This window comes from Sphingomonas xinjiangensis (assembly GCF_014199255.1).
GTDB classification, from domain to species: domain Bacteria; phylum Pseudomonadota; class Alphaproteobacteria; order Sphingomonadales; family Sphingomonadaceae; genus Sphingomonas; species Sphingomonas xinjiangensis.
In genome coordinates, this window is record NZ_JACIJF010000002.1 from 465,704 (window position 1) to 485,958 (window position 20,255).

Genomic DNA, 20,255 nt, shown 5'->3' on the forward strand with positions numbered 1-20,255 from the left:
TATTGGTATGTGACGCGAAGCGTCCGCGCCGCAGCAATGTCGTGGCAACAAACACCCGAACGAGACAAGATATCGAACGCAGCTATTGTGCCAGGACCTATATTGGTTACACCTAGCCTCCAGCCGCGGGTCGACGGCATTGCGGGAGGCAGGACATGGGCAAGATCGGAATGAGGCAAGCGCGGCAGCTCGGCTGGGCAGCGTTGCTCGCATCGTCTTCCGCCTTTGCGCAGAGCGCCGACACGCTCCCGCTGACGCCGCTGCCGGCCGCCGTTGTGCTCGGCTCCGGTACCTTCACGGTACGGGATGGCGCGGTCATCGCCACGCCCCCCGGTGACGCCGGCGCCGCCACGGCGGCGCGTGTGCTTGCGGCGCATGTCAAAACCGAGCGGGGCCTTACCCTGACAAGCGGCGCGGGTACCGCAGCGATCACATTCGCCCGTGATGCGACTGTCTCCGGCGACGAAGCTTATCGCCTGATCGTGGACACATCCGGCATCCGCGTGACCGCGTCAGGAGATCGCGGCCTGCTCTATGGTGCGATGAGCGTCGCGCAGCTGCTCAGCCCCGACCGCGCCTTCGGCAAAGCGGCCAAAGTGCCGGCGCTCAGTATCGAGGACGCACCGCGCTTTGGCTGGCGCGGGCTGCTGATGGACGTCGCCCGCCACTTCCAGCCGATCAAGGAAGTGTACAAGATCGTCGACCAAATGGCCTCGGTGAAGCTCAACACGCTCCACCTCCATCTGACCGACGATCAGGGCTGGCGCTTCGAAGTGAAGCGCTATCCCAAGCTGACGGAGGTCGGCGGCTGGCGCACGCCGCCGTCTAGCGGCGGACCGGTCGGGCCGAAGCATGGCGGCTTCTACACCCAGGACCAGTTGAAGGCGCTGGTCGCCTATGCCGCGGAGCGCGGCGTGACGATCGTCCCCGAGATCGACCTGCCGGGCCATGCCCAGGCGCTCGCGGCCGCCTATCCTGAGTTCAGCGTGTTCGCCGATGCGCCTAAAGTCGGGCACGATTGGGGGGTGATGCCGTATCTCTTCAATCCGGCGCCTGAGGGCATTCAGTTCGTCAAGAACGTGCTCGATGAACTGATCGAAGTCTTCCCCGGCACCTTCATCCATCTTGGCGGCGACGAGGCGATCAAGGATCAATGGGAGCGCTCGCCCAAGGTCCAGGCGCAGATCAAGGCACTCGGCCTGAAGAGCGAGAACCAACTGCAAAGCTGGATGATTGAGCAGTTCGGCACGTATCTGGCCACCAAGGGGCGGCGGCTGATCGGCTGGGACGAGATCCTGGAAGGCGGGTTGCCCGCCTCTGCTTCGGTGATGTCCTGGCGCGGGGAGAAAGGCGCTGTGGAAGCCGCCAATCAGGGGCATGACGTGGTGCTGAGCCCGTCGCCGCTCCTGTATCTGGACCAGTTGCAAAGCAACCTCCCCGACGAGTGGAATGGCCGGCTGGCGGTGCAGTCGCTTGAGAAAATCTATCGGTACGAACCCATACCTGTCGGGATCGATGCCGATCGCGCGAAGCATGTGCTCGGCGCGCAGGGTAATGCGTGGAGCGAGTATCTGATCACCCCGCAGCAGATGCAGCACGCGTTCTTCCCGCGTGCCGCCGCGATCGCCGAGATGACCTGGTCGGCTAAGGACAAGCGGGACTTCTCCAGCTTCCTCGACCGCGTGCAGCCACAGATCGGGCGCTGGCGGCGCTCGGGAATGCACGTTTCTGACGGCGCCTTTGCAGTCGCCTATCAGCTTCAGGGCAGCCGCGGCGACGCGCTGCGCGCCAACAAGGCGGTGGTCGCGCTGTCGACCCAGGCCTCCTACGGCACGATCCGCTACACCACCAACGGCAGCGAGCCGACGTCGAAGTCGCCTGCCTACCAAGGCGCGCTGACGCTCAAACCCGGTGTGACGATCCGCGCCGCGGCCTTCGACAAGTCGGGGAACGCCACCGCCGCCGCGCGCGCGTTCGACACCGGCCGCGCGGCACTGTTGACCCGCACCACCTCCGACCTCGCCGCCTGCCCTGGCGGGAACCTGTATCTACGCGTGCCGCTCACGCCCGACGCAACTGCCAACGCGCCGGTGTACAACATCGAACTGTACAACAATTGCAGCGCCTATCCCGCCGCACCGCTTGATGTTGCCAGGGGCTTCACCGTCAGCGTCGCGCGGCTGGCCCGGCACTGGGGCCTGGCGCACGACACGTTGAAACGCCGCGACCATTATCCAGCAACGATGCATGGCGAGTTGCTGGTCACTGCGCGCTGCACCGCGGCTGCCAAGGACAAGACCATCAAGCCAATCCTGATCGGCAGCTTCGCGCTGCCCGATCCCGAGACAGCACCCAACCAATTCACCTTCTCGGGCACGATTCCCGAGATGCAGGGAGACGAAGACCTGTGCTTCCAATTCACCTCACCGCTGTCGGCGCCCTTCTACACGGTCGAAAAGGTCGAACTGACCGAGGGGGCGTCCAAGTGAAGCGCGCGCTGCTCGCCCTTCCGCTGCTGTTCGCCGGCCTTCCCGCCTGGGCCGATCCGCGCGAGACGCTGTCGCTCGACGGCGCTTGGGAAGTCCGCATCGACCCAGCCGATACGCCCGCTGCCAAGGCCCATCCCGGCGAGGCGAGCTGGTTCGCGGCGCGTGTTCCGGGAAGCGTCCAGCAGGACCTGATCGCGCTCGGCCGCGTCCCCGATCCGTTCAAGGGCATCAACCAGGCGCCGATCCAATGGGCCGGCCTGACCAACTGGCAATTCCGCAAGGTGATCGACGTCACCCCGGCGATGCTCAAGCGCGATCACCTTGAACTTGTGTTCGACGGGCTCGACACCTTCGCCAAGGTGTCGCTTAACGGTAAGCTGCTGCTTACCGCGGACAACGCGCATCGCCGCTGGCGGGTAGACGCCAAGTCTGCCCTCCACGCCGGCCGCAACGAATTGGTGGTTTCGTTCGCCTCGCCCATTCGCACGCTCCAGCCTCGCGTGCTCGCCGAAGCCAACCCGCTGCCAGGCGAATATGAATCCGAATTCGGCGACGAGCCCAAGGGCAAGCAGACCTCGCCTTACATCCGTAAGCCCAAATATCATTGGAGCTGGGACTGGGGTCCGCGCCTGATCAACATCGGCCTGTGGCGCCCGGTGCGGCTGGAAGCTTGGGACGCAGCCCGCATCGACGGCCTGCGTGTCGAGCAGGAAGCGATCAACGCCGCCGAAGCCCGCCTGGTGGCGCGCTACCGCATCGTTGCCGACCGCGCCGGCAAGTTCACGCTCAACACCATGCTCACCGCGCCCGGCGGCAAGAAGCAGAGCGTCAAGCGCAGCTTCACCGTTGCAGCGGGCATCAACGAACTCAGCCTCCCCCTCACCGTCGCGAAGCCGCGACGCTGGTGGCCGGTCGGGTATGGCGACCAGCCCCTCTACAGCGTCGCCGGTTCGCTGGTCGATGGCGGCGAGACCAGTGACCGCATTACCCAGACGCTGGGCCTGCGCACGGTGGATCTGATCCGCAAAGACGGCAGCTTCGGCTTCAAGGTCAACGGCGTACCCATCTTCGCCAAGGGTGCGAACCTGATCCCCTTCGACAATTTCCCGTCGCGCGTGCCGCGCGCGCAGATGGAGCACATCCTCCAGAGCGCGCGCGACGTGCACATGAACATGATCCGCGTCTGGGGCGGCGGATATTATCTCGACGACGCGTTCTACGAGATTGCCGACAAGATGGGCCTGATGATCTGGCAGGACTTCATGTTCGGCGGCGCGGTCACGCCACCGGACGCGGCGTTCCGCGACAATGTCCGGATCGAGGCCGAGGAACAGGTCGAACGGCTCCAGCCGCATCCCTCGGTGATCGCCTGGTCGGGCGGCAACGAGATCCTGGCCGGCTGGGAGAATTGGTCCGACCGCAAGGCGTTCAAGAAGCGCGTCGGCGCCGACGAGCAGGAGCGGATCGGCGTCGGCATGGCGGTGCTGTTCGATCGCGTGCTGCGCAACGCGGTGCTCACCCGCTCGCCTGGCACGCCCTATTGGAACAACTCGCCGGCGACCGATTACGAGGCGCCGGCGGACACTGACAAGGACGGTGACCGCCATTTCTGGGACGTGTGGTCCGGCTCCAAGCCGGTTGAGCGTTACCTCGACAGTTGTCCGCGCTTCATGTCGGAATACGGCTTCCAGGCGATGCCTGACATGTCCACGGTTCGCGGCTTTGCCGGCGATGGCCCGCTGACGCTGGAGAGTCCCGTACTCAAGGCGCATCAGAAGTTCCTCGCGGGCGAGGGCAATAGCCGTCTCAAGCTCTATCTCGACCAGCGCCTGCGCGCGCCAAAGGACTTCGCCGACACGGTGTACCTGACGCAGGTCAACCAGGCCCAGGCGATCGACATGGCCGCGCGGCATCACCGGGCCTGCCGTCCCACTACGCTGGGCTCGCTCTATTGGCAGCTCAACGACACTTGGCCGGCCATCTCCTGGGCCAGCGTTGACTATAGCGGCCAGTGGAAGCTTCTCCATTATGCGGCCCGCCGCTTCTTCGCGCCCCAGGCGATCGTCACAGAGCATCGCGACGGTGCAACCCGGGTGGCGCTGGTGTCCGACGCGACTCAGCCGATCCAGGCGCAGTGGCGCATTCGCGCGTTCGACATGGCCGGCAAGCCGCTGGGCGAGCGCGGCGCCGAAGTGACGCTCAACCCGCTCGGCGCCCAGGAAGCTGCGAAGATCGCCGACGCCGACCTGTTCGGTGCCGCCCCCGCGAACGCCAGCTATGCCGTCGCCGAACTGATCATCGGCGGGCGCAGCATCTCTCGCACGATCGTCGAGCGCGCGCTGCCCAAGGACATGGCGTACTTCGCCCCCGGCCTTTCCGCGCGCTGGGACGGCAATCGCGTCACAATCACTGCCTCGGCGCTCGCCCGCGCGGTGATGCTCGACTTCGGCAGCATCGCCGCCCAGCCCTCTGACGACGGCTTTGATCTGCTGCCCGGCGAAAGCGTGACGATCACCGTCGCGTCGCAGGCCGACCCGCAAGCGCTGCAACGCGCCCTCACCCTCCGCACTCTCGGACCCCAGTCATGATCCCGTTCCTGCTTCTCGCCGCCGCCGAACCCGATGCCGATGCGATTGCCAAGGCCATCGCGACGATGACGGTGGAGGAAAAGGCCGCCCAGCTGCAAAGCACCGCGCCCGCCAATCCCGAAGCCGGCCTGCCCGCCTTTGATTGGTGGAATGAGGGCCTGCACGGCCTGGCGCGCAACGGCTATGCCACCGTCTTCCCCCAGGCGATCGGCCTCGCCGCCACTTGGGACGTCGACCTGCTCGGCAAGGTGGGCGACGTCGTCGCCACTGAAGCGCGCGCGAAGTTCAACGCCAAGCCGCTGAACGCCGATCGACGGATCTATGAAGGCCTGACCATCTGGTCGCCCAACATCAACATCTTCCGCGATCCGCGCTGGGGCCGCGGCCAGGAAACCTATGGCGAGGACCCCTACCTCACCGGGCGGTTGGGCGTCGCCTTCATCAAGGGTCTGCAGGGCCCTGATCCCAAATATCCAAAGGTCATCGCTACGCCCAAGCATTTCGCGGTGCACAGCGGGCCCGAGGCCGGGCGCGACAGCTTCGATGTCGATCCCAGCCCGCAGGACCTGGAATCGACCTATCTCCCCGCTTTCCGTCTGGCGGTGACCGAGGGCAAGGCGCGCTCGCTGATGTGCGCGTACAACTCGATCCACGGGGTGCCGGTCTGCGCTCTGCCCGACCTGATGAACACCCGGCTGCGCACCGATTGGGGGTTTAACGGCTTCACCGTGTCGGACTGCGACGCGGTGGCCAACATTCACATGTTCCACCATTACCGCCTCGACGCCGCGGCAGCTTCCGCAGTCGCGATCAAGGGCGGCAACGACTTCAACTGCGGCAACACTTATGCCGCGCTGCCCGAAGCGGTGAAGCGTGGGCTGGTGAGCGAGGCGGAGATCGACACCGCGCTCACCCGCGCGCTTTCGGCACGCCAGGCGCTCGGCACCATCTTCGGCGCGACCAGCCCGTGGAACCGCATCCGCCCAAGCGAAGTCGGCACGCCCGCCCACCGCGAACTGGCGCTCGACGCCGCGCGCAAGGCGATCGTGCTGCTCAAGAACGACGCCGCCCGGCTGCCGCTCAAGCCCGGCAGCCGGATCGCGGTGATTGGCGCAAATGCCGACGACCTCAACGTGCTCGAGGGCAATTATCACGGCACTGCCAAGGCGCCGGTGACCCCGCTCGACGGCATCCGCCGCCAGTTCGGCGCTGGGAACGTCCGGTTCGCGCAAGGCTCGGTGCTCGCCGATGGCGCGCCGGTGGTGATGCCCGAAACCGCCTTCACCGCCGACGGCAAGCCGGGGCTCAAGGCGGAATATTTCGCCAGCCCCACCGTGACCGGCACGCCCGCGCATGTCCGGCAGGACCGCCGCATCGACTTCAACTACACCCGCGCCGCCCCGATCGAAGGGCTCGACCCTAAGGGGTTCGCGGTGCGCTGGTCCGGCGATATCGTGCCCCCGGGCGCCGGTCGCTACACGCTGGCGATCGACATTCCGGCATGCTGGAAGGATTGCACCACGCACGACAGCGTGCGGCTGTGGATCGACGGCAAGCCGCTTCACGCTGGCCTGCTTGGCAAGGCGCGGGTGGAGATCCCCTTCACCAGCGATGGCCGCCGCCACGCCTTCCGCATGGAGCTCGATCATGCCGGTGAGGACGAAGGGCTGCGCCTGCTCTGGCTGCCCCCCGCCGAGCCGTTGCTCGCCCAGGCAGTAAGCGCTGCCAAGGACGCCGACGTGGTGGTCGCAGTGCTCGGCCTGTCGCCGGACCTTGAGGGCGAGGCGCTTCAGGTCACCGTCCCCGGCTTTGCCGGCGGAGACCGCACCGACATCGCCCTGCCTTTCGCCCAGCAGCGCCTGCTCCAGGCGGTGCGCGACACCGGCAAGCCGGTGGTGCTCGTGCTGACCAACGGCAGCGCCGTGGCGGTCGACCCAGCGATGGCCGACGCGATCCTCACTGCCTGGTATCCCGGCGAGTCCGGTGGCACCGCCATCGCCGAGACGCTGGCCGGGCTCAACAATCCGTCCGGCCGCCTGCCCGTCACCTTCTACAAATCGACCTCGGACCTGCCCGCCTTCGTCGACTATGGCATGAAGGAGCGCACCTACCGCTTCTTCACCGGCACGCCGCTCTGGGGCTTTGGCCATGGCCTGAGCTACACGAGCTTCACCTATGACGCGCTCACCGCCAAGGCCGGTGGCACCACTACCCCGGTCGACGTCAGCGTCCGCGTCCGCAACAGCGGCGCCCGCGCGGGCGAAGAAGTCGTGCAGGCCTATGTGGTGCCGCCCGCGGTCAAGGGCAGCACCATGACCACCCCGGTGCTCCAGCGCGAGCTCGCCGGCTTCCGCCGCGTCGATCTCAAGCCCGGCAAGGCATCCACGCTGCGCTTCACCCTCGATCCCCGCAGCATCAGCACGGTGGCACGCGACGGCACCCGCCGCGTGATGCCCGGCGCCTATCGCCTGTGGGTCGGCGGTGGCCAGCCCGGCACTGCGCCTGGCCAATGGGCCGACTTTACCCTGACCGGCGAAGCCCAGGAGCTGCCCAAGTGATTGCCAAGGAGATCAGCCGCCGTACCGTGATCGGCGCAGCGCTTGCGCTCGCAGCCACCCCCGCGCTCGGCCAGAAGAGCGGCTTCGTCAGCCACCGCCCGAAGCCGGCCGAGCGCAAGTTCGTCAGCAAGGCCGTTGAGCGTGAGATCGTCCGCGTCTCGAAGAAGATCGGCGACCCCAAACTGCGCTGGATGTTCGGCAACTGCTATCCCAACACGCTCGACACCACCGTCGCCATGCGCACGATCGACGGCGCACCCGACGCGTTCGTGCGCACCGGCGATATCAACGCGCTATGGCTGCGCGACAGCTCGGCGCAGGTGAAGCCCTATCTGCACCTCGCCAGGCAGGATGCCGATCTGCGGCGGCTCTACCATGGCCTGATCGCCCGCCAGTCGCGATCGATCCTGCTCGATCCTTATGCCAACGCGTATATGGAGGATCCCACCGCCAAGACGAACCTCAGCTGGTCGCTAGACGACCGCTTTCCGCTCAAGCCCGGCGTGGCCGAGCGGAAATGGGAGATCGACTCACTCTGCTACCCGATGCGCCTGGCGCACGGCTATTGGCAGGCAACGCGCGACAGGACTCCCTTTGACGCGCGCTGGGCGGAAGCCGCGCGGCTGAGCATCGCCACCTTCCGCGAGCAGCAGCGCAAAAACGGCAAGGGTCCGTACCGCTTCCAGCGCAAGAGCAACATCCCAAGCGAATCCCTGCCGCTCGATGGCTATGGTGCGCCGTCGCGATCCGTGGGTCTGATCCATTGCGGGTTCCGCCCGTCGGACGACGCCTGCGTCCTGCCGTTCCTGATCCCGTCCAACTATTTCGCCGTGACCGCGCTACGCGAACTTGCGGTGGTGGCGAATGCCGCCCGCGGCGATGCAGCACTGGCGACCGAAGCCGTGGCGCTCGCTGACGAAGTCGCCGCGGCGCTCCGCCAATATGCGCGGATGCGGCTGCCCGACGGCAGCGAGGTCATTCCGTTCGAAGTCGACGGGTTCGGCAACGCGATCTTCATGGACGACGCCAACGTCCCCTCGCTCTCCAGCCTCGCCTATCTCGGCTGTTTCAGGGCGAGCGACCCGCTGTTTCAGCGCACCGCCGCGGCGGCGTGGAGCGAGAACAACCCATATTGGTCACGTGGCAAGGTTGTTGAAGGCATTGGCGGACCGCATGTCGGACTGGGCCAGGTCTGGCCGATGTCGCTGGTGATGCGCGCCTTCACCGTCGGCGACGACGCGACGATCCGCACCTGCCTGCGCATGATCCGCGACAGCGATGGCGGCACCGGCTTCATCCACGAAGCCGTGGACGACGATAATCCCTCCAAGTTCACCCGCGAATGGTTCGCCTGGGCAAATGGCCTGTTCGGCGAGCTCATCGTTCACCTGGCCGACACCCGGCCGCACCTATTGGCGGACACGCTTTGACCCCTACTCGTCGCCAACTGCTCGCCTCGAGCGCCTTCGGGCTCGCCGCCTCCGCGCTGCCGGCTTCCGCTGCACGCTCACGGAAGGCCGCCGCGCCCAACCTATTTATCGGTACCGGCGGCACCGGCCATACCTATCCCGGCGCCACCGTGCCGTTCGGCATGGTCCAGCTCAGCCCCGATACCGGGGTCGAGCGCTGGGAAACCTGTTCGGGCTATTACCGCGCCGACACCTCGATCCTCGGCTTCTCGCACACCCATTTGTCGGGCACCGGCATCGGCGACATGCTCGATGTGCTGGTAGTGCCCTCCGCCGGCCCCGTGCAGCTGCAGCCCGGCACGCTGGAGAACCCCGACGCAGGCTATCGCCAGCGCTTCTCGGCTGAGCAGGCCGAGCCCGGTTATTACCGCGTCGCGCTGGAAACCGGCGTGCAGGCCGAGCTGACCGTCACCGATCGCGCGGGCTGGCACCGCTATCGCTTTCCCAAGGGTGCCGGGCACCTGCTGGTCGACCTGTCGCACTTGGTGCTGGAGCGCACCGGCGCGCATCCGCTGATCGACGAAGCCTCACTCGCGATCGACGCCGACGGCACGCTCACCGGCACGCGCCGCGTGTTCCGTTGGGCCAAGGGTCGCCGCATCTTCTTCGCGATGCAGTTCTCGCGTCGGCCAAACCGTATCACCTTCCATGGCGACAATGATCTGCCCCAGCCGGCCGGCTCTACGGGTGTCACCGGCAAGCGGCTCAAGGCTGTCCTCCATTATGACGATGCCGGGGCCGCGCCGGTGCTGGTTCGCTGCGGCATCTCGGCGGTCGACGCCGCCGGCGCCCGCGCCAATCTCCAGGCAGATGCCAAGCACTGGAACTTCGACCGCATCCGCCGAGACGCGTCCGCGCGCTGGGCCATGGCGCTCGACACCATTCAGGTAGAGGGTGGCACCGCCGACCAGCGCACGATCCTCTCCTCGGCCCTTTATCATTCCCAAGTCGCGCCGACGCTCGTTTCCGACGTGGATGGCCGCTACCCTGGGCTCGACGGAAGGGTGCACACCGCGCCTGCCGGCGGCACGGCGTTCAGCAGCTATTCGCTGTGGGACACCTATCGCGCGCTGCACCCGCTGCTGACGCTCGTCGCACCCGACCAGACCAAGCTGCTCGTCGACGATCTTATCCGCCAGACCGCGCAATCGCCTTTCGGCCCGCTGGTCTGGCCGCTTCAGGGCAAGGAAACCGGCACAATGATCGGCTGGCACGGCGTGGTGCCGCTCGCCGAGGCGCATGCCAAGGGCATTCCCGCCGACTATTCCGCGGCCTGGCCGGCTATCGCCAAGCGAAGCTTCGACTTCGCCGCGCCGGACAAGGAAAACAGCCGAGGCCGTGATCACTATGACCGGCTCGGCTATGTTCCGGCTGATAAGGTGAATGAGAGTGTCAGCCGCACTCAGGAATATGCCTATGACGATTGGGCATCGTCGCGGCTCGCGCGGGTCGCGGGTGCACCCGCCGACGCCGATCGCCTGCTCAAACGCTCGGGCAATTGGCGCAACGTCATCGACCCCCAGATCGGTTTCGCACGGCCTAAGTTCGCGAACGGCAGCTGGTGGAAGAACTATGACCCGATCCAGCTCGGCCACATGCCCGAACCGGATTGGCGCGACTATACCGAAGCCAATGGCTGGCAGGCGACCTTCCTCAACCAGCACGACATCTATGGCCTGATCGCGCATATGGGCGGCGATGCCAAGTTCGAGGCCAAGCTCGACGCGCTGTTCACCGCGCCCTCGACTCTGCCTGCCAACGCCCCGCCCGATATCTCCGGCCTCGTCGGCCAATATGCGCACGGCAACGAGCCGGATCAGCACGCACCCTATCTCTACAGCTATGTCGGCGCGCCTTGGAAAACTCAGGCTATGGTCCGCCGCCTCTGCGTCGAAATGTACAAGAACGATCCCGACGGGATCATCGGCAATGACGATTGCGGGCAGATGAGCGCCTGGTTCGTGCTGTCGTCGCTGGGCTTCTATCCGGTCGATCCGGTCGAGGCTGCCTATGTCTTCGGATCGCCGCTGTTCACCCGCGCGACGCTCAAGCTGGGCACGCGCAAGTTGGTGATCGAAGCGCCGAACAATGGGCCCGACACCCCCTATGTCGCCGCGGTGACCTGGAACGGTCGCCCGTGGACCAAAAGCTGGATTGCGCATCGCGATCTCGCTGGGGGCGGAACGCTGCGCTTCACAATGTCCCGCACACCCAATCGCGCGTTCGGCCGCGCCCTTGCCGACCGCCCGCCGTCGTTTGGCCGCACGCCCGCCTGAGACAAGAGGATCCTATGACCGAACTTTCCCGGCGCACCCTGATCGCCACCGGCCTCGCCGGTGCCGCGCTCCCCGCTGCTCCCGCCCTCGCCGCGCCACAGGCGAACGCGCCCAACCCCTTCGGGGCGACGCCACACCCGCGCCAGTGGCGCTGGCACGGACGCGAGCAATACGCCTTCGTCCATTTCTCGATCAACACCTACACCGATAAGGAATGGGGCTTTGGCGACGAAAGCCCCAAGCTGTTCAATCCCAGCGACCTCGATCCCGACCAGATCGTGGCGGCAGCCAAGGCCGGTGGCCTTCAGGGGCTGATCCTTACTGCGAAGCACCATGATGGCTTCTGCTTGTGGCCTACGATGCTCACCGAGCATTGCATCCGCAACAGCCCGTACAAAGACGGCAAGGGCGACATCGTCCGCGAGATGGCCGACGCGTGCAAGCGCGCGAAGCTGCCCTTTGGGCTGTACCTGTCACCGTGGGATCGTAACCATGCCGAATACGGCCGTCCGGCCTATGTCGAGTATTACCGCGCGCAACTGACCGAGTTGTGCACCCGCTATGGCGAGCTGTTCGAAGTCTGGTTCGACGGCGCCAATGGCGGCGACGGCTATTATGGCGGCGCGCGCGAGGCGCGGAAGATTGACGCGCCGCGTTACTATAATTGGCCGTCGATTATCGCGCTGGTGCACCAGCTTCAGCCCAACGCCTGCACCTTCGATCCTCTCGGCGCCGACATTCGCTGGGTTGGCAATGAAGACGGCGTGGCCGGTGATCCGTGCTGGCCGACCATGCCCAACGAGCCGTATGACCAGAAGAACGGCAATTCGGGCGTGCGCGGCGGCGCAATCTGGTGGCCGGCGGAAACCGACGTCTCGATCCGCCCGGGCTGGTTCTATCACGCCGACGAGGATTCCAAGGTTAAGAGCCCCGAGCGGCTGATCCGGCTATATGATGAGTCGGTCGGGCGCGGCACGAACCTCAACCTCAACATCCCACCGGATCGGCGCGGCCGCATTCCCGATCAGGACTTCAAGATCCTCAAATCGTTCGGCGATGCGATCCGCGCCACCTTTGCACGCGACCTTGCCAAAGGAGCGGTGGCGCACGCCAGCCACAGTCGCGCGGGCTTCACGCCATCGCGCGTGCTTGATGCCGATCGCGAGACCTATTGGACCGGCCCCGACGGTGTCGCCAATCCGACGCTGACGCTGGACCTCAAGCCCGGCACTCGCTTCGACGTGATCCGGCTGCGCGAATATCTTCCGCTCGGCGTCCGCGTCACGCGCTTCGCAGTAGATGCAGAGGTCGACGGCAAGTGGCGGACGCTGGCCGAGCATGAATGCATCTCGGCACAACGGATCATCCGCCTTCCCGCCCCGATTGGGCCGCGCCGCGTGCGGCTCCGCGTGCTGGAGGCGCCGGCTAGCCCCGCGATCAGCGAGTTTGCGCTGTTCCGCTCGGTCGCGCCGGTGCCGGTGCCCGCGATCGTCTCCACGGATCCAACCGTACTCGACGTCACGAAGTGGCGGGTTGTTGAGGCGAGTGCACCGGGCGCCGAGAAGCTGCTCGACAACGAGGCCAGCACCATCTGGATTCAGCCCAGCCCTGTGGCAGCGAAGCCCGCGCAGGTCGTTGTCGATCTTGGCGCGGTCACCGATCTTGCCGGCTTCAGCCTGACGCCCTCGCGCCAGGTGATGACCGGCGCCGCCCCGCCGCGCGGCTACCATGCGGAAACCAGCACCGATGGTACCAATTGGACTGCCGCAGCGAGCGGGGAGTTCTCCAACATCGCTTACGCGCTCTCCACGCAGCGCATCGTCTTCGCTCAGGCGCGTGCCACCCGTTATCTGCGACTCCGCTTCGCGGAAACCGCGGTTGCAGCCTCGCGCCTCGCAATTGCAGGCATTGGCGGCTTCACGCCAAAACGCTGATCTGCTGGCGCGTCACGTGGAGCCCGTGACGCGCCGCTTCCTCGTTTTATGCTGCAATGCAGCGTGGCGGCGCACGACTCTGCTGGTCCTGCGGCGGGGTGACGTAATTATGCAACTGGTCTGCAAGATCGCGCGACAGATAGGACCAACGCCGTTTTTGGTATTGAAGTGCGATTTCACCTATGACAACCTCGTGTCAGGCTAAGGACGTAGCTATGACGTTCGGGCTTGGACGGCTGCCCATCGGCGGCCGGGCTTTGGGATGTCGCGAACCATGGAAACGTCTCGTCGGGGAGCTTTGGCGTTGGGTGTCGGCGGTGCTGCGATCGCAGCCGCGGGCCCAGCAGCAGCGCAGGCTACGTCGCGCGCGCTGATCGTGTCGACTTGGGATTTCGGCGCGGCGGCGAACGCCGCGGCGTATGCGCAGTGGAAGAAGACCGGCAATCTGGTCGATGCGCTTGAGGTCGGGGCGTGGGTTCCCGAAGCCGATCCCGAGAATCACTCGGTCGGATATTCCGGCTATCCCGACCGTGACGGCCATGTGACACTCGACGCGATCATCATGGACGACCGCGGCAATGTCGGCGCGGTCGCCGCGCTCGAAGACTTCATGCACCCGATCTCGGTCGCGCGCCGCGTCATGGAGAAGACGCCGCACACCTTCTTGGTGGGTGAAGGCGCGCACCAGTTCGCGGTCGAGCAGGGTTTCCAGAAGACCAAGCTGCTGACGCCGGAAGCCGAGAAGGCGTGGCGCGAATGGCTCAAGACCGCCAAGTACCAGCCCATCGCCAACAGCGAGAATCTGCGCGGCTCGGCGCTCGATCATGACACGATCGGCATGGTCGCCTGCGCGCCCGATGGGCGGCTTGCCGGCGCCTGCACCACCTCGGGCATGGCGTTCAAGCTGCGCGGGCGCGTCGGCGACTCGCCCCAGGCGGGTTCGGGCCTGTACGTCGAAGCCGGCGTCGGCGCTGCCACTGCCACCGGCGTGGGTGAAGAAGTCACCCGCATCGTCGGTTCGGCGCGCGTGGTCGGCTCGATGCGTTCGGGCATGTCGCCGCAAGCTGCATGCCGCGAGGCCGTGCTGCACATCGCCAAGCTGCGTGGCGACGCGATCCGTGACGCCCAAGTCGGCTTCCTTGCCATCAACAGCCGCGGCGAAGTGGGCGCTTTCGCGCTCCAGCCCGGCTTCACCTTTGCCGTCACCGACCCGCAGGGCGGGACGCAAGTCCGAGCCGCCGAAAGCCTAAAAGGGCGCGGCAACACTCAAAAGTGAATCCCTTGGGGGAAGATATGAAGAAGAATGCGCTGTTACTGAGCTCCACCTGCTTTGCGGTGCTGTTCGCCGCTCCTGCCTTTGCGCAGGAAGCGAACACGACCGGCGGCCCGGTCGCCGAAACCACGGCGAATGCCGATACCGCCAGCACGGATGAAGGCTCGATAGTCGTCACCGGTTCGCGGATCAGCCGTCCGAACATCGCCGCCGCGGCACCGATCACCTCGGTGACGTCGGAGTCGATCCGCGCCCAGGCCGCAGTGAACATCGAGGAAGTGCTCAACCGCATTCCGATGATCGCCCCGGACAGCCAGCAGAACTATCAAGATTCGGACGGTCGCCAGCGCATCAAGCTGCGCAACCTGGGCTTTGAGCGCACGCTCGTCCTGGTCGACGGCAAGCGCCTGGGTACGCAGAACGGCCTGGACGCCAACATGATCCCGACCTCGCTGATCAAGCGCGTCGACGTGCTGACCGGCGGCGCATCGGCCGTGTACGGTTCGGACGCAATCGCCGGCGTCGTGAACTTCATCCTGGATGACAATTTCGAAGGCATCCAGCTGAACGGCAACTATAATTTCTACGCGCACGAGAACAAGCCGACCATCGTCTCGGAAACGGCGCGCCAATATGGTTTCGCCCAGCCGCGCACCGGCTCGGCATTCGACGGCGGACGCGTCGACCTGTCGCTGACCGCAGGCACCAAGTTGTTCGACGACCGCTTCCACGTCTCGGGTTACGTGAACTACCGCAAGGCGGACCTGGTCCCCTACAGCGCGCGTGAAACCTCATCATGCGAGCTTCAGCAGACAGTCAAGGACGGCCCGCTGAGCTGCACCGTCTCGACCTATACGCCCAACGGCTATATTTCGCCGCGCATCCCCGGCACGCCGGGGACCGGCGGCCTGCCCGGCACCGCCCCGCAATATGTGAACAACCCGGACGGTACGCGCACCTTCCTGCCCTACAGTGACGCCTACGCCGCCAACCCGTTCGACGGGCTGGCCTTCCAGCGCGAGAACGAGCGTTGGAATGCCGGCGGTTTTGCCTCGTTCGAGATTTCGGACGCAGTCGAAGTCTATGCCAATGCCATGTGGTTCCGCGACGAGTCGACGAACCCCTATCCAGCGCGTGTGCTGAGCTCGACCGCCTATGCTCCGGGCACCACCCCCTACACGATCAACTGCAACAACCCGTTCATGTCGGCGGCGCAGGCACAGATCGTCTGCGGCGCGGCAGCTGGCACTGGCGGCACCGTTCCGATCGAAGTGCGCGCGCGCTTCGACAATGTACCGGCCATCAACGACAGCTACCTCAACCAGGGCGTGCGCGTATCGGGCGGCCTGCGCGGCGACTTCGCACAGGGCTGGAGCTATGACGTCGGTGGCGTCTATTCATACAACAAGATGGACACGACCTGGGGTCGTCCGGACTTCAACCGCGTCAACAACGCGCTGAACGTGGTCAACAACAATGGTACGATCAGCTGCGTGAACGACGTGGCGAACGGCTGCGTACCCTTTGATCCGTTCAGTTCGAACTCGGCGGTCAACAACACCGCGCTATTCAACTATCTGACCGAAGGCAATTTCGGCACCTCGACGACCGAGAACCGCCTCTACAACGTCATTGCGACGGTACAGGGTGACCTTGGCACCTATGGCATCCAGAGCCCCTGGGCCGAGGAGGGCGTGGCCATCGCGATCGGCGCCGAGTTCCGTGAAGACCAGCTCGAAGGCTATGCCGACCCGATCTGGCGCGCGCGGAACGGCGGCACCGACCAGAGCCTGTCCCAGCATGTCTGGGAAGGTAATGTCGAGCTCCAGGTGCCGATCGCTCAGCACAAGCCCTTTGCGGACCTGTTGCAGGTGAACGGCGCGTACCGTCTGTCGAAGTACAGCAGCAATCCCGACACCTTCTCGACCTGGAAGGCAGAGGCGCTGTGGGCACCTATCCCGGACATCACCTTCCGCGGATCGATCAACCGCGCACAGCGTGCACCCACGGTCGTCGAGGCGTTCCAGGGCAGCAACATCAGCTACAACCGGATCGTGCCGAGCTTCGGCGACTTCTGCGCCCCCACCGTGACGTTCACGACCGGTGCGAACGGCCAGCAGGTGCCGGTCTATGGCTCGCCGATCGCCTCGCGTGAGGTTTGCGCAGCGACTGGTCTGGCCGACAGCCTGTACGGCAGCCAGACACTGCTGTGCCCGACCGATATCGGCTGCACCACGCGTAGCGGCGGCTTCACCGTCGATCCGGAGACCGCCTATACCAAGACGTTTGGCCTGATCCTCAAGCCGCGCTTCCTGCCGGGTCTGGTGGTCTCGGTCGATCGCTTCATGATCGATCTAGACGACTCGATCGGCTACAACGACTACAGCTACTTCTCGAACGGCTGTCTTGCGACCGGTAGCGCGTTCTTCTGCGACGCATTCGTGCGCAACCCCGACGGCACGCTGACCAGCAACCCGACGGGCAATCCGGCGACCGGCTATATCCGCCAGGGCACGACCAACTATTACAAGAGCAAGTCGCATGGCTGGGACTTCCAGGGCCAGTACGCACTACCGCTGGGTGGTGCAGGCCGTCTGGACTTCGACTTCTCGGGCTCGCTGACGACCCTGGCCGGTGGCCAGGACTCGCCGGCCCTGCCGGAGAAGAACTGCGTGGGCTATTATGGCGGCGCAGGCTGCGGCCAGCTGATCCCGAAATGGTCGCACAACCTGCGTGGTACCTACACCACCCAGGACCGCTTCTTCAGCGCGTCGCTCAACTGGCGTCACCTCGGCCCGCTGACCAACGTCACCAACTCGGGCGATCCGACGCTCGGCTGGACCCAGGCGGGTGAGCGCGCGACGTTCAACCGGATCGAAGCATTCGATTACTTCGATTTGGCGCTGAGCTTCCGCGTCAATGACGGCTTCTCGTTCCGGATCGCGGCGAACAACATCCTCGACAAGACGCCGCCGCTGTTCCCGAACTCGTACAATGTCGGCAGCCTGTCGCGTACCAACACGATCAACTCGCGGTACGACTCGCTGGGTCGCCAAATCGCGTTCGGGACGACCATCAACTTCTGATCGAGATCCCTTCCCAGGGAACCTTGGGCTCGCCTTCTTCGGAAGGCGGGCCCTTTTTCTTGGAGCCGCGGATCGGCACGGGCGCGGCAGGAGACACGAAAGAAGCGATCTTTCGTAGAATTGTAACACCTCCGCCGCGACCGCTTCACAATCGGTGTCCAGCAGCCCGGGACCAACTCGGGGGACATAATGAAGTACCGGATTTCGCTCGCGGCGCTGCTCGCCACCACTGCCTTTGTCGCCGCGCCCGCTCTGGCGCAGAGCACTATCGAGGACCCCGCCGCCGCTGAGGAGCATGGTGGCGATATCATCGTCACCGCGCAGAAAATAGAGCAGCGCGCCACCGACGTGCCGATCACCATCTCGGCGATCACTGGCGAGCGCATGGCCGAGATCGGCGTGAGCGATCTCGACGAACTGTCCAACTATATTCCCGGCCTCAACATCCAGGAGCAGAGCGCCAACAATCCCGGCATCGTGATCCGCGGCATCACCTCGGATTCCGGTTCGGCTCAGCAGGGCCCACGCGTCACGCTCTATTATAACGGCGTCGACATCTCGCGCTCGCGCGGCTCGTACCAGGCGATCTACGACCTGGAGCGTGTCGAGGTCATCAAGGGGCCGCAGGCGACGCTGTTCGGTACGGCCTCGGCGGTGGGCGCGATCAGCCTGACCTCGGCGCGTCCCAAGCCCGGCTATTCTGGCGCTCTGACCGCCGCCTATGGCAATTATGATTCCACGCTGCTGTCCGGCTTCCTCAACGCGGGTTCGGACACGCTGGCCGGCCGCGTCGCGTTCGAATGGAAGAAGCGCGACGGCTATGTGGAAAACCTGTCGCCGCGCCAGGAAAAGGAGCTCTACTCGCAGGACCAGCTCGGCGTCCGCGCGTCCTTGCGCTACACGCCTGCCGACGCACTGACCGTCGACCTGATCGGCACCTACGACCAGCAGCGCAACGGCGGAACGCCGTTCATCTCGCGGGTACTGCCTACCGAAGCAGGTCCAGGTGATCCGTTCGGAAAGGCTAATCTGGGCGGATCGCCTTTGTCGGAACAGGCGCTTGGCGACGATCAGCTGGGCCTCAACCGCGAAGTCTATGACGTCAACCTGACAGCGAACTATGATTTCGGCTCGGGCGTCACGTTCACCACCGTCAACGGCTATCGCAAGTTCGACAGCCGCGAGGTTTTCGACGCGGATGGCTCGGCCGCATGGTTCCTCGAATTCGCCGAGATCTCGAAGGGGTGGCAGGCGAGCCATGAGGGCCGTTTCTCGTACAGCGATCCGCAGTGGCGTGCATCGTTCGGCTGGAATGTGTTCGTTGAGGACAATTTCCAGAACGTGCCTTTCTCGTCCGAGGAAGGCTCGTTCATCCAGTGCCTGACTGCGCTTCAGGGCCGGCCGGCGCTGCCGGGCGCGCCGGCTGTGCCGTGCGTCGGGTTCACGCCCGGCGTCCCAACCGCCGCCAATGCCACTGCGCTCGCGACTGGCGGTCGGCTGACCCAAATTCCGTATCGTTCGGTCTATGAGAATCAGGGCCGCAACGACAGCTATTCGATGTTCGCGGACACAACCTGGATCCCTACGCCGGCCCTGGAACTGACCGCCGGCGTGCGCATCCTGATCGAGCAGAGGAAGTCGGGCTACCGCGCGGACGTGCCGGTGCCGCTGCTCCCGACCCTGCTTCCGGCGGAACAGCGTGCGTTACTGCTGGCAGCGGGCATCGGCCCGTCGCTGCTGCCTGGTCAGATCGACACGCGCGGCCAGACCTTTACCGCACGGCGATCCTATTCGGCGGTGCTGCCACGCTTCAACATGCTGTACCGTCTGACCGACGATGTGAACGTCTTCGCGACTATTTCGAAGGGACGCCGCTCGCCGGTCGTGCAGCTCAACGCGAGGCGGCTGGCGACTGGGGCGCCAGCCTCCAACCTCCAGCTCGTTCCGGAAGAGAGTGTCTGGAACTACGAAGCCGGCCTGAAGGGCAGCGTCGGCCCCGTCTCGGGCTCGCTGGGCGTCTACTACCAAAAGTATGACGGCTTCCAGGTCAGCGTGCTTCAACCCAACGGCACGTCGCTGACGCAGAGCGCCGGCACCGCAAGCAATCTGGGCGCCGAGGCCGAACTGAACGTGCGCGCCACATCCTGGCTCAACCTGTTCGGCAATGTCGGCTACATCAACGGCGGCATCGACGAGAATGAAAGCTTCGCCTCCACCTTCTCGGGCGCGCGCTTCCGCCTCCAGCCCGAATGGCAGGCGGCCGCCGGCTTCACGATCAACGCGCCGCTTGGCAACGGCGTGCGCTTCTTCGCTACGCCGACCGTTACGCATCGCAGCCGCATCTTCTTCGAAGTGCCGAACAACATCGCACTGTCTCAGGGGCCGGTCACGCTGGTCAACGCGCGTGCGGGCGTGAGCTTCATGGACGAGCGCTTCGAACTGGCCGGCTTCATCCGTAACGCCACCGATGAGCGGTATCTGCTCGACGCCGGCAATACCGGTGGCAGCTTCCGCACGCCTACCTTCATCCCGGCCGAGCCGCGCTTCTACGGCGCGCAGCTCACTGCCCGCTTCTAAGAGAA

9 protein-coding genes are annotated in these 20,255 nt (G+C 65.5%); all 9 read left to right on the forward strand.

All coding sequences use genetic code 11. The features are described from left to right. Positions 1–155: 155 nt before the first annotated feature. The 9 genes from FHT02_RS05615 to FHT02_RS05655 all read left to right on the forward strand — a co-directional run bounded on the left by FHT02_RS05615 (position 156) and on the right by FHT02_RS05655 (position 20,250). Complete coding sequence (locus FHT02_RS05615; protein WP_221239311.1) at positions 156–2,489, forward strand: beta-N-acetylhexosaminidase; 2,334 nt, start codon at positions 156–158, stop codon at positions 2,487–2,489. Beyond that, entirely contained in the window at positions 2,486–5,077 is a 2,592-nt protein-coding gene (locus tag FHT02_RS05620) for a glycosyl hydrolase 2 galactose-binding domain-containing protein (protein WP_184085356.1), read from the forward strand. The genes FHT02_RS05615 and FHT02_RS05620 overlap by 4 nt, the downstream gene beginning before the upstream one ends. After that, entirely contained in the window at positions 5,074–7,635 is a 2,562-nt protein-coding gene (locus tag FHT02_RS05625; RefSeq protein ID WP_184085358.1) for a glycoside hydrolase family 3 C-terminal domain-containing protein, read from the forward strand. Before FHT02_RS05620 ends, FHT02_RS05625 begins: the two co-directional genes overlap by 4 nt. After that, a complete protein-coding gene (locus FHT02_RS05630) occupies positions 7,587–9,065 on the forward strand; it encodes a glycoside hydrolase family 125 protein (protein ID WP_184085360.1) in 1,479 nt (492 codons plus the stop codon). The genes FHT02_RS05625 and FHT02_RS05630 overlap by 49 nt, the downstream gene beginning before the upstream one ends. Further along, positions 9,062–11,380, forward strand: coding sequence for a GH92 family glycosyl hydrolase (locus FHT02_RS05635; RefSeq protein ID WP_246352196.1), 2,319 nt, complete (start codon positions 9,062–9,064; stop codon positions 11,378–11,380). The genes FHT02_RS05630 and FHT02_RS05635 overlap by 4 nt, the downstream gene beginning before the upstream one ends. A gap of 14 nt (positions 11,381–11,394) precedes the next feature. Next, positions 11,395–13,314 (forward strand): alpha-L-fucosidase, encoded by a 1,920-nt coding sequence (locus FHT02_RS05640; RefSeq protein WP_184085364.1) that lies wholly within the window; start codon positions 11,395–11,397, stop codon positions 13,312–13,314. Positions 13,315–13,588: 274 nt separating this feature from the next. Then, positions 13,589–14,590 carry a glycosylasparaginase gene (locus FHT02_RS05645; RefSeq protein ID WP_184085366.1) on the forward strand — a complete coding sequence of 334 codons (1,002 nt, stop codon included), beginning with the start codon at positions 13,589–13,591 and terminating at the stop codon, positions 14,588–14,590. 17 nt (positions 14,591–14,607) lie between these two features. Continuing rightward, a complete protein-coding gene (locus tag FHT02_RS05650) occupies positions 14,608–17,673 on the forward strand; it encodes a TonB-dependent receptor domain-containing protein (RefSeq protein WP_184085368.1) in 3,066 nt (1,021 codons plus the stop codon). Positions 17,674–17,862: 189 nt separating this feature from the next. Next, on the forward strand, positions 17,863–20,250 hold the full coding sequence (locus FHT02_RS05655; protein ID WP_184085370.1) for a TonB-dependent receptor: 2,388 nt from the start codon (positions 17,863–17,865) through the stop codon (positions 20,248–20,250). Positions 20,251–20,255 lie beyond the last annotated feature (5 nt).